Source organism: Dyadobacter sp. BE31 (assembly GCF_031457695.1).
In the GTDB taxonomy this organism is placed as follows: domain Bacteria; phylum Bacteroidota; class Bacteroidia; order Cytophagales; family Spirosomataceae; genus Dyadobacter.
In genome coordinates this window covers 269,954-282,588 of sequence record NZ_JAVDXA010000006.1, presented here as the reverse complement: position 1 = coordinate 282,588, position 12,635 = coordinate 269,954, and the positions used below count along the sequence as shown (strand labels likewise).

Annotated in this window: 7 protein-coding genes; 2 read left to right on the top strand and 5 right to left on the bottom strand. The window is 50.2% G+C overall.

Translation table 11 applies throughout. The features are described 5' to 3' along the window. Positions 1-72 precede the first annotated feature (72 nt). The 3 genes from J2Y43_RS26710 to purH all read right to left on the bottom strand — a co-directional run bounded on the left by J2Y43_RS26710 (position 73) and on the right by purH (position 4,278). Positions 73-1,692, bottom strand: coding sequence for a sodium:solute symporter family transporter (locus J2Y43_RS26710; RefSeq protein WP_309989700.1), 1,620 nt, complete (start codon positions 1,690-1,692; stop codon positions 73-75). Between the two features lie 162 nt (positions 1,693-1,854). Next, positions 1,855-2,667 (bottom strand): hypothetical protein, encoded by an 813-nt coding sequence (locus J2Y43_RS26705; protein WP_309989703.1) that lies wholly within the window; start codon positions 2,665-2,667, stop codon positions 1,855-1,857. A gap of 75 nt (positions 2,668-2,742) precedes the next feature. After that, complete coding sequence (gene purH, locus J2Y43_RS26700; protein WP_309989706.1) at positions 2,743-4,278, bottom strand: bifunctional phosphoribosylaminoimidazolecarboxamide formyltransferase/IMP cyclohydrolase; 1,536 nt, start codon at positions 4,276-4,278, stop codon at positions 2,743-2,745. Positions 4,279-4,455: 177 nt separating this feature from the next. Between purH and J2Y43_RS26695 the strand changes: the two genes are divergently transcribed. Then, positions 4,456-5,244 (top strand): SDR family oxidoreductase, encoded by a 789-nt coding sequence (locus J2Y43_RS26695; RefSeq protein WP_309989709.1) that lies wholly within the window; start codon positions 4,456-4,458, stop codon positions 5,242-5,244. Between the two features lie 24 nt (positions 5,245-5,268). Here J2Y43_RS26695 and J2Y43_RS26690 read toward each other — a convergent pair whose 3' ends face one another. Beyond that, positions 5,269-8,607 carry a VCBS repeat-containing protein gene (locus J2Y43_RS26690; RefSeq protein WP_310226674.1) on the bottom strand — a complete coding sequence of 1,113 codons (3,339 nt, stop codon included), beginning with the start codon at positions 8,605-8,607 and terminating at the stop codon, positions 5,269-5,271. Positions 8,608-8,879: 272 nt separating this feature from the next. On the opposite strand from J2Y43_RS26690, the gene J2Y43_RS26685 reads away from it, so the two are divergent. Then, positions 8,880-11,855, top strand: a complete 2,976-nt coding sequence (locus J2Y43_RS26685; protein WP_309989715.1) for an FAD-linked oxidase C-terminal domain-containing protein — start codon at positions 8,880-8,882, stop codon at positions 11,853-11,855. Positions 11,856-11,912: 57 nt separating this feature from the next. Here the strand turns inward: J2Y43_RS26685 and J2Y43_RS26680 are convergent, their stop codons facing one another. After that, a complete protein-coding gene (locus tag J2Y43_RS26680; RefSeq protein WP_309989719.1) occupies positions 11,913-12,545 on the bottom strand; it encodes an NAD(P)H-binding protein in 633 nt (210 codons plus the stop codon). Between the last annotated feature and the right edge of the window lie 90 nt (positions 12,546-12,635).

Below are 12,635 nucleotides of genomic sequence, written 5' to 3'. Positions count from 1 at the left end.
CGCTCGATCGATCACCAACAAAAAGGGGCCGAAAATTGATTCCGACCCCTTTTGTGTTATATGACGGCTATCTCACCAGAAATGGCCGTACAAGTAAGATATAATCGCAATAACGACGATGGCACCGGTCACGAAAGTGCGGTGCGGCATAAACATCGAAGCATCGATGGCAAGGCCCTTTTTCTCGTCAGGCATAACCATACCGAGGATGAACATTACCGCCACGCATATCAGGAACACGAGGCCCATGCGGTCGAGGAACGGAACCTGAGTCCAGTCGGCAAACGGGAAATAGTTGTTGTGCATCGCAAGCGCGATCAGAAACCCGCCCACGATCGCGAACAATGCGCCCGCGGAGTTGGTGCGTTTCCAGAAGAAGCCCATGATGAACGACGCGAAAATACCCGGCGACAACAAACCCGTCATTTCCTGAATGAATTGGAAGCCGCCTTTTTTATCAATACCCATATAAGGAGAAACCACGATTGCCAGGATCATCGAGATCACCACCACCGCGCGGCCGATGCGCACGAGGGTCTTTTCGTCGGCGTTCTTACCGATGTAGTTTTTGAAAATGTCGAGTGTAAAAATTGTTGAAATGCTGTTTGCTTTACCAGCCAGGGACGCCACTACGGCCGCTGTCAATGCAGCGAAAGAGAGGCCTTTCAAACCGGTTGGAAGCAAGTTCAGAAGCACCGGATATGCCTTATCCGCATTGATCACACCGTCTTCACCAAGCATTTCAGCCTGGAACATGCCTTTGCTGTATAATGCATAAGCTGCAATACCGGGCAATACCACAATTACGGGCATCAACAATTTCAGGAATGCCGCGAAAAGAATACCGTTACGGGCAGTCTTCAAATCCGCTCCCAATGCGCGCTGCGTAATATATTGATTACAACCCCAGTAGTTCAGGTTCACGATCCACATACCGCCGAGCAATACAGCCAGGCCAGGCAGCTGCATATAGAATGGGCTGGATTTAGGGAAAATCATATGGAAGTGATCGTCGTGATTCTCACGCATTACTTTGAAACCCTGCGCGATGCCTTCCACACCCGCATTGTCCGATACGAGGTTAATCGCCAGATAAGTAGTAGCCAAACCACCAATCACGAGGAAGAACACCTGAATTACGTCTGTAAAACCGATTACTTTCATCCCGCCGATTGTAATAATAATGGCAAAAGCCGCCAGCGCGATCATACAAAACTGAAAGTCAAGCCCTGAAATCCCCGAAACGGCCAACGCTCCCAGATACAGGATCGACGTCAGGTTCACGAGAATATATAATGCCAGCCAGAACACCGCCATAATCAAGCTCACCGATTGGTTATACCGCTGGCTGAGGAACTGGGGCATGGTGTAAATCTTGTTTTTGAGATAGATAGGCATAAAAAAGACGGCCACTATAATGAGTGTTGCCGCCGCCATCCATTCATAAGTCGAAATCCCGAGACCCATCGAAAAGCCATTCCCAGACATCCCGATAAACTGTTCCGCCGAAATGTTCGACGCGATCAGCGAAGCACCAATCGCCCACCAGGTGAGGGAGCCTTCCGCGAGAAAGAAGTCTTTTGTAGATTCAACTTTTGATTTTTTCCGCTGATAAATCCAATAACCGTAACCGGAGACTACAATGAAGTAAAAGAAGAAGACGACATAATCCAGTGTTTGTAATTGTTGCATTTCAAATAATAAAATAGATGAATGAATGAAATTGATCAGCTTAGATTGAAACGTACATTATTTTCAAAAAAAAGTGCAAAACCCGAACAGGCATGCCAATATTCCATCCCGTTTTGAAAAGGAGCGCATAAATATAGCCTGTAAGCACCTATTCGTAATGCTTTACTCTGATATTTTCTTCGAATCTTTAAAATGGTGGGGACGCATGGGCCCATACGCTTCGTCGAAGGAAGCCCCATTCTGCATTTTGGCGATAAAACGTTGCAGTCCAGCCTCCCTACGAAGCAAAAGCCAGTACGACACTTCCATTCCGGCGGTCATGTAGGCACTCATTACGTGTTTTTGCCTACCGCCAAAAAACTCCCGCATGGTGGAAATGTCTTTAAGCAAAAGCAGGTCGCGGCCATTGCGCGTGTAGTAACGCCACTCGTACCTATACGCGCGGTAACGATCACGCGGCGTAGTTTCGCTTACAAAGCGGCGATCGAGCATCAATGCCAGGCCTTCGTTGAACCATTGGGGAATGTCGTTGGTAGTGCGCCACCAGCCAATGCGTTTCAGCAATTCGATATGGCTCATTTCGTGCGCAATCACGTCGATATTCGCGCCTTGCGCATTCAGGATGATGTAGGAGCTTCCCCAGGGTGTGCCAATGCTGCACCCGGCGCCTTCGGTGCTACTGCAATATCTCTTGTATTGCTCCGGGGTTTGGCAAATGATGATTTTAGGGCTGGATTTTTTGCCCTGGTAAAAGGAATCAATGCGCGCCTCGGCGAGCGCGATGGTACTTTTGAGGGTTTTGTATCTGTTTCGGTTGATATCCGGGCTGAAATAGACCTTTTTATCCGTCGACTTGAAGTTGGAGAATGCGATGAGCTCGCAGTAGAAGATCTGCGGGTAGAGGAAAAAGAGGCTACCCAACAGGATGATGAATCCGGTCAGAAGAAATCGGGTGACTTTCCGGAGTGGGTTCAAGGGTTATATTTTTTGCCACAAAGACACGAAATAGCACGAATTCGTGGTAATTCGTGCCTTCGTGGCAACTAAAAATTAATGCTTAAAGTGACGAACCCCGGTAGTTACCATCGCAAGGCCATTTGCATTGCAATAATCCACCGAATCCTTGTCACGGATAGAACCACCCGGCTGAACCACCGCGGTAATACCCGCATGATGCGCGATTTCCACGCAGTCGGCAAACGGGAAGAACGCATCGGAAGCCATTACCGCGCCATTCAGGTCGAAGCCGAATGCTTTTGCCTTCTCAATCGCCTGGCGCAATGCATCCACGCGTGAAGTTTGACCGGTACCGCTTGCCAGCAACTGGTTTTCCTTCGCAAGAACGATCGTGTTCGATTTGGTATGCTTGCAAACCTTCAATGCAAATTCAAGGGCAGTAACCTCGCCGGCGGTAGGCGCCTTCTCGGTAACAGTCGTAAACTGCGCCGCAACTTCGGTAGCAAGGTCTTTGTCCTGCACTAATACGCCGTTCAGAATGGTTTTGAACATAATTTGCGGCAACACCACATTATTACGTTTCAACAGTATGCGGTTCTTTTTGGATTTCAAAAGCGTCAACGCCTCTTCGTCGTAAGCTGGCGCAATCAGGATTTCCATGAACAGCTTGTTCAATTCCTCAGCCGTTGCCAGATCCACTTTGGTATTGGTAATGACTACACCACCGAATGCCGAAACCGGATCACAAGCCAATGCATTGTCATAAGCCTCTTTCGCGGTAGGCGCCGTAGCGATACCGCAGGCATTGGTGTGCTTAATGATCGCGAATGTAGGCTGAGCGTCGGCGAACTCGTCGATCAAGCTCACGCACGCATCCACGTCCACAAGGTTGTTGTATGAAAGTTCTTTTCCGTGCAGTTTATCGAAAATACCTTCAAGGTCGCCGTAGTAAGTCGCGCTCTGATGCGGGTTTTCTCCATAACGAAGCGTTTGGGACGCCAGGTTGGTGAAATCGAAAAGTTCTTTATCAGTCGTTTCTTTTCCCGATGTGAAGAAGCTATTGATAGCGCCGTCGTAATGCGACGAAACGCCAAATGCCAGACCTGCGTAGTAACGACGGTCTTCGACATCCGTAGCACCCGCTTTTGCATTCAGCAACTCTACAACCTCCGCATACTGGCTGCGGGAAGAGACGATCAATGTGTCTTTAAAGTTCTTTGCCGTTGCGCGGATCAGGGAGATACCGCCAATATCTATTTTTTCGATAATGTCCTCCTCGCTCGCGCCGGATGCCACTGTTTCCTCGAAAGGATAAAGATCCACCACCACCATGTCGATGGCCGGGATATTGTACTGCGCTGCCTGCGCTACATCGCCCGCATCGTCGCGACGATACAAAATACCGCCCATAATGGCCGGGTGAAGCGTTTTAACACGCCCGCCGAAAATCGATGGATAACCGGTCAGCTCTTCGGCAGCGGTTACGGGAATGTTGAGATTTTCAATGAAAGTCTGAGTTCCCCCGGTGGAGTACAGCTTTACGCCGTTGTTGTGCAGGAGGCGGACCAAAGGCTCAAGACCGTCTTTGTAATAAACAGAAATAAGCGCGGATTGGATTTTTTTAGACATTGTGCAACGTTTGCTCTAAGATTACAAATGCGGGATTTTGCTTACATTCGGCATTTCGGCTTGTCCCATGTTGAAAAATAAACCGCAAAGATAGCCGAAAAATCAACGAAACCGGCAGCGGAACAGACGAAAATCAAAACGTTATCATTCTGAAACCAAGTTTAAAAAGCTAAAACCATGAACCTCGACCTGACCGGAAAAACAGCGCTGGTATGCGGGAGCACCCAGGGCATCGGGCTCGCAGCTGCCGTTGAACTCGCATTACTGGGCGCAAACGTGACCCTGGTGGCCCGGAACGAAGAAAAACTGCGTGAGGCCGTCGAAGACCTGGACACCTCGCTAGGACAGCTCCACCGGTATGTGGTAGCCGATTTCGCCGATCATGAAGCCGTGAAATCGGCCATTGAAAACTACCTCCGCCTCTGCCCGGAAGTCCATATTCTCGTCAACAACACCGGAGGTCCTTCGGGTGGCCCGATCATCGAAGCGGAGGCCGACCAGTTCCTGAAAACTTTTCAAATGCACGTGATCAACAACCAGTTCCTCGCGCAGGCGGTGGTACCCTCGATGAAGAAGGAAGGTTTTGGCCGCATTATCAATATCATCAGCACCTCAGTGAAGCAGCCGATCATTGGCCTCGGCGTGTCCAACACCATTCGCGGCGCCGTAGCCAGCTGGGCCAAAACGCTGTCACTCGAACTCGGGCAATACGGCATTACCGTCAACAATGTATTACCTGGTTATACCGAAACGGCGCGACTCGACGCCGTGCTGGAAATGCGGAGTAAAAACCAGGGCAAAACCCAGGAGCAAGTAGCCGAAGAGCTGAAAGCCGGCATCCCTATCCGCCGGTTCAGCGAGGCCAAAGAAGTGGCTGCGGCCGTAGCATTCCTGGCTAGTCCCGCGGCGGCGAGCATCAGCGGCGTGAGCCTGGCTGTGGACGGCGGCAGAACGGAAAGTTTATGATCGCAAGTACGCGATCATTTCCTGCTAATTGATTTTAAAAAGAACGGGCGGTGCATTATTAACCAGGTTTACCAGGTAATGCCCGCCCTGAATGTTAATGGGGCTGATTTGCTTCACTTCTCCATCCAATGCGAATCCGCTTTGATTGGCACGGAGCACATCGAACTGCATATTACCCTTATTGATCAACACATTGCCCCGGCAGGCATCCAGGCTACCGAGCTGCGGAATGAAATGGCTGAAATTCCCGGCTACGATGATATCCGGCTTACCATCGTGGTTCACGTCCTGGCTTTGGATCGCATTCAGGCACGAAAACTGCACCGTGTAAGGCAGCGCCGCCATTTTGAACCGTCCTTTGCCGTCGTTCACCGCAATGCCCGATTGCACGGAACTGACCGTCTTTTCCACCGCCGATTTCAGCAATTCCTCAGGAAACAAATCCTGAATAGTCAGCACCGCATACTCCGAATGTTTGATACTTTTCTTTTTCAGGAAAGGAAACTGGGTCGTCACCTCACGCTTCAGGAGCACGGGCAGGTCTTTTGAATCTACCGTTTTGGAAATAACTTTCTCTATCGTCCCGTTTTTGTTGAAATCATTGATCCATATCTTCAAGGGGGCATTCGCCGAAGCTTTCAATGTAAAATTTTCACCGATATTCCCGAGCACAATATCCTGGTCGCCGTCGCCATCCAGGTCCTCGGCTTTCAATGATCCCCAGAAACCTGTAAGGCCTTCGAGGCCCGTTTGAACCTGATTGAATTTCCCGCCCGAAAACTTGAACGCCAGCGGGGCCATCCAGTCGCCTACCACGAGCAATTCCCTGTTACCGTCGCCGTCAATATCCGTCCAGCTGGCATCCCTTACCATTCCCGCCTTGCTAAGCCCGGGCGCTATCGTTTTGGTAACATCTTTAAAAACACCCTTTCCATCATTCTCGTATAGATAGCTGGTGGGCGTAGATCCATACTCCCGCGGGACACTCCTGCTGCCGACGAAAAGATCGAGATCGCCATCACGATCATAGTCATCGGCCACGACAACGGCGGTGTTCATCGCATTAGGAGGGAATGCGCCGCTATGGAGGGTAAAACCTCCCTTGCCGTCGTTCAGGTATAAACGTGTCGGCAGATCGGGGCTTTTCACCAGACTTTCATTTCCGCCACTGCCTACAACGAGGTCTTTATCGCCATCCCCATCGGCATCGAAAAACAACGCAGCCGTATCCTCAAAGCCCGCCTGATCGCTGAAAGACACTTGCGGCGATTTGATAAACTGCCCTCCTTTCTGCAAATACAACTGCCCCCCCTGCCCTTTGGCACCACCTATATAAATGTCGTCCTGACCATCTCCATTGACATCCCCGATAGCCGCTTTCGGCCCTTCCCGCGACAGCATAGCCGGAATGTTCCGCTCATTGTAAAAATCCTCGTATTTGTTTTCCCGATGCGCATCGAAGCCGTTGGGCGCAATACTCATGAGCATTCGTCCCGGCTTATCAGAAGGCATGCTGTAATTACCCGCAGCGTCACCGATTTTAAGGGTCAGCAGCGTATCGGGTTTTACATCGCGCATACTGGTCACTTTTCGCGTGGGCCAAAGCACCCGCACAGAATCGATCTTTGCAATTTTCCCCAAACCAATGGTAAGCGGATATTCCGTGCTCGACTGGTAACCGCGGGAAGGATTTACCTGCTTACTGAAAACCTGTCCACCGGCATAAATCTCCACCTTCGAACCAATGGCATGCGTATTCATGCCATTGCCTTTCAGGTTGAGTTTGATATAGTGGTTTTTCTCCTTAACCGACTCCGATTTGTTCTTATAGACAAAGCACGGCTCATTCACATTATTCACAACCAGGTCGAGATCGCCGTCGTTGTCCAGGTCGGCGTAGGCGGCCCCATTTGAAAATGAGGTCTTTCCAAACCCAAATTCCTGCGCTCTTTCCGTGAATTGCAGATTTCCTTCATTATGGAAAAAATTGTTGGCAATAGGCGTGGAAGGCATGTGATCGATGATATTCTGCATATTCTCCTTTTCGCCCGACATCACCATTCTCTGAGTCACCTCGTTGGCAAAAAAATCGATAAAATCCTGATTCAGAATATCATGGTAAATGCCATTGCAAACGTAGATATCGGTCTTCGAATCATTATCGGCATCGAAAAGCAATGCACCCCAGCTCCAATCGCTGGCCGCAACACCCGAGTAATTGGCTATCTCGCTGAATGTCCCATCCTGGTTGTTCAATTGCAGGCTGTTTTGCATGTACTGGTTGTAAAAGCCCTTTTCCTTTTTCAGGTTGAACAGGTAGTGGTTTTCAAAGGAAGTAGTGGTCTTGTAGCGATACTCGTCACGGGGAAGCATATCCGTCACGAACACTTCCGGGAAGCCGTCGTTGTTGATATCCGCCATATCTGCCCCCATCGACGCCAGGCTGGTATGCTTTACGCGTTTTTCAAGCTCTTCCGAGAAAGTACCGTCCTTTTGGTTGATATAGAGGTAATCTCGCTCGTAAAAATCATTACACACATACATATCGGGATAGAGGTCGCCATTAATGTCCCCCACCGTCACGCCCAGGCCGAAGCCAATCAGACTGCCGTAGATACCAGCCTCTTCGCTCACATCCACAAATTTTCCGGTGTCGTTGCGCAACAACTTGGCACCGCCCCCCTTCAGAAAATCCTTCACCGGCCAATCTTTCGCCCGCAAATTGCGGTCGTTGGCATAATTAAGCGTGTTTACCGGAATAAAGCTATTGTTAAGAATATAGGCATCGAGATCTCCATCGAGGTCATAATCGAAAAACGCGGCCTGGCTGGTATACCCGGTCTCGTCAAGGCCGTATTTTTTGGCCGACTCTGTAAAAGTCAGGTCCCCGTTGTTGATATAGAGCGAGTTGCCCTGCTTGTTCACAAACTTCTGATAACCCGCATTGCACACGTAAATATCCAGCAGATCATCGCCATTCACATCGACCATCACCACACCTGTACTCCATTTCTCAGGCTCGGCAACCCCTGCTTTGGCGGTAATGTCTTCGAATTTCCAGTTGCCCTTGTTCAGGTAAAGTTTGTTTTCACCCATGTTTGCGGTGAAATAGATATCCGGCAGGCCGTCATTGTTGATATCGCCGATCGACACGCCACCGCCATTGTAAAAATTGCGGTAGTTGAATATGTTGATATCTTCCTTGTCTTCGACTTTATTGACGAAATCAACCCCCGTTTCGGACGCATCCATTTGCTCGAACAGGGCATTCTCATTTTTTTCAGAATCACTACAAGAAAACAAGGCGCCAAGGCAACCGAGCAAAATGAATGTCCGTGAAGCTATAAAACAGTTAATCGTCATTAGGTTAAACTCATGGAATCAAACACTTCCTTTTCAAAAAAGAAGCAAATATGTCATTCTACCGGACATCTTGCTAATCTGCCGATCAATAATTGCTTGCAGCGGCCATTTTGCCGTCAATCTAGGCCCGAAGCAATGGCCGTGACGGAGCGTAATGCAAATGCCCGCTGTGAGGATTAGCAGTCACCTCGCACTTTACCCAACATTTTGCTGGACTTCCTTCGCGGTTGTGCGTAACTTTGAGTTCGTTATTTTTCCAGTTAATTGCATTTATGACATCCCTGTCTCCAGTATCAGATGCAGATCTGAGTTTGCTTGCACAACGCCTCGAGGGTGACCTCTTCTACGACAATACCATGCGGACGTTATATGCAACCGACGCATCTGCCTATCGTGAAATGCCGCTTGCCGTCGCGATCCCCAAGTCGATCGGCGATTTGAAAACGCTCATCTCGTATGCCACGGAAAAGAAAGTTTCGCTGGTTCCCCGCACTGCAGGCACCTCGCTCGCAGGCCAGGTAGTAGGTAACGGTATAATAGTAGACGTTTCGAAAAATTTCAATAAAATCCTTGAAATAAACGCGGAAGAACGCTGGGTACGCGTGCAGCCGGGCGTCGTGCGCGACGAACTGAATATGGCGCTGAAACCCTACGGACTGTATTTCGGGCCTGAGACTTCTACCGCCAACCGGGCGATGATTGGCGGGATGGTCGGTAACAACTCGTGCGGTTCCAACTCGATCGTGTATGGGAGCACGCGGGAGCATTTGCTGGAAGTAAAGGCGATCCTGGCCGACGGTAGCGATGCGGAATTCAAAAAAGTGAGCAACGGCGAATTGCAATCGCTCCTGAACGACGCCCGTCAGAAAAACGGCAGCGCCTCGCTTTTGGATAAAATATACCTTAAAACAGATGCCATCCTGGCCTCGCCCGAAAACCAGGCCGAGATCCGGAAAAACTTCCCGAAACCTTCGGTAGAGCGCCGCAATACCGGTTATGCGCTCGATATGCTCCTGAACATGGCGCCTTACACGACGGGTACCGATGCCGACAAGCCATTCAACATGTGCAGCCTCATCGCCGGATCGGAAGGTACGCTGTGTTTTCTGACGGAGATCAAGGTGAACCTGGTGCCGCTGCCGCCGAAGACACAAGGCCTCGTGTGCGTGCATTGCGACACGATCGACGAAGCACTGCGGGCAACCATTCTGACACTCAAATACGGCCCGCACGCAGTGGAGCTGATCGACGAGTATGTCCTGGAATGCGCCGCTACCAATGTAGAACAGCGAAAAAACGCATTCTTCGTCAAGAACAAACCCGACGGCAAGTTTCCCGCGATCCTGGTCGTGGACCTTTCCCGCGAAACAAAAGAGGAGGTGGAGCAGCTGGCTTCGGATTTGGAAAAAGAATTCAGAGAAGCGGGTATTGGTTTCCATTATCCGCTGCTTTTCGGCGATGATACCAAAAAGATCTGGACGTTGCGGAAAGCCGGGCTCGGCTTGCTGGGCAATATCCCCGGTGATGAAAAGGCAGTTGCCGTGATCGAAGACACAGCAATAGACGTCTACGATCAGCCGGAATACATCCGCGAATTCAACGAAATCCTGAAAAAACACGGAATGTCGGCTGTGCATTATGCGCACGCAGGCTCGGGAGAGCTGCATTTGAGGCCGATTATCAACCTCAAAACCAGCGAAGGACACCGCCAGTTCAGGATGATCGCGGAAGAGATTGCGGATTTGGTGAAGAAATATGACGGCTCGCTTTCAGGCGAGCACGGCGACGGCCGCCTCCGCGGGGAGTTTATCCCGAAAATGGTGGGCAAACATAACTACCAGCTTTTCAAGGACATCAAGAAAGTCTGGGACCCGAATAACATTTTCAACCCGGGCAAGATCGTCGACACGGCACCGATGGACACGTTCCTGCGCTACGAGGCCGACCAGAAAACGCCCGCATTCAAAACCAATTTCCGTTTCTACGACCAGGATATCCTGCAACACGCCGAGCAATGCAACGGCTCGGGCGACTGCCGGAAAACGCATCTGAGCGGTGGTACCATGTGCCCGAGCTTCATGGCTACGCGCAACGAAAAAGACACCACCCGCGCCCGTGCGAACATCCTGCGCGAGATGCTCACGCGCTCGCCCAAAGAAAACCGGTTCGACAACAAGGAGATCAAGGAGGTGTACGACCTGTGCCTCGCCTGCAAGGGCTGCAAAGGCGAATGCCCTTCTAATGTGGATGTTGCGAAACTGAAAATGGAGTTTTTACAGCAATATCATGATGCCAACGGTATTCCGGTACGCTCGTGGCTGATCGGTAATTTCTCGAAAATGACCGGCATTGCCAGCTACGTTCCCTGGGCATACAATCTGATTTTCAAGAATGCGCCGCTACGCAAAATTGCCAATACCGTCGTAGGCTTCCACCCGGAACGCACCATGCCGCTGCTACACAGCACGACATTGAAAAAGTGGTACGACCAGCGGAAAAACAACGCCCCAAAATCAGAGCGAAAAGTGTATTTGTTTTGCGATGAGTTTACCAATTATAATGATGTAGAAATTGGTAAAACGGCTATTCTCGCGCTGGAAAAGCTGGGTTACGAGGTGATTATTCCAAATCACGGACCTTCGGGACGGCCGCAGCTATCCAAAGGTTTGCTGAGAGACGCGAAGAAAATCGCGGAGGAGAATATCCGTCTGTTGAAAGACATTATCTCGCACGATACGCCGCTAGTGGGCATCGAACCATCGGCGATCCTCACATTCCGAGACGAATACCCTGATCTGGTCAGCGACGAACTGGTAGAAGACACCAAAAAAGTAGCTCAGAATGCATTGCAGTTCGACGAGTTTATTGCGCGCGAAATCGAGCTGAAAAACATTTCGAAAAACCAGTTTACGAAAGAAAAACGGCTCATCAAACTGCACGGACATTGTCAGCAAAAAGCTATTTCGAGTGTAATACCGACTAAAAAGATGCTTTCATTGCCTGAAAACTATACCGTACAACTCATTCCATCGGGATGCTGTGGTATGGCAGGTTCATTCGGATATGAAAAAGAGCACTTCGATATTTCTATGCAAATCGGTGAACTTGTACTCTTCCCGACGGTGCGTCAGCAGCCGGAGGAAGTGATCATCGCCGCTCCGGGTACCAGCTGCCGACACCAGATCCACGACGGAACAGGCCGCAGGGCGCTGCATCCCGCGGAAATCCTTTGGAATGCACTGGTTTAAACACATTTGATTCAATATAGAAAATGGCCGGCAAACGAAATTTGCCGGCCATTGCTTTTAGTTGGAGATAAACGGCGCCTTACGCAGCCAGGTATCATCCGTAAGCTGATCAATCATAAAACCGGCGATATCCGCCGCGTCGATCTTGGCGCCCGGCGAATCTGTGGCACTCACCCTCACTTCGGCACGGTTCCCATTGAATTCAATGTACGGCACGCGCACCATGATCCATTCAGCATTACTTTCTGCGAGAATTGCATAAGATTTCTGGCGGTCGTTGTGAATGGCCGGAAAAGTCGTACGCATCCACTCCGTCGCCTTCGCTGTTTCCTCACTCTTCCGGTCCGTCGGCGTATCGACATTCAATCCAGCCAATACCATGTACCGCACCGGCCGGTCACCAATCGCATTCAGAATGTTGATACTGGCCTGGCTTGCTACCAGCGGCTGGTCCTGCCGCTGCCCCGCCGTGCTCAAAACGGCGTCGCACCCTTCCAGCAATGCACCGACAGCCTCCGGATTGAGGACATCGCCATGCACGATCTCGATCAAATCGCTCTGAATTGTAAACCGTTCGGGATGCCTGAGCAGCAATTTGAGTGAATAACCTTTTCCAATAAGCTGACTGACAAGATATTGGCCCGTACGACCTCCGCCGCCAATCACGGCTATTTTTTGTATTCTTTCCATTTCTCTCTGATAAAATTTTGGATGCAGTAAACTGTCCCGATCGAAGATCCCGGGAGATTACAGAAGAGCTGCGCTCGATTCTGTGGAGAT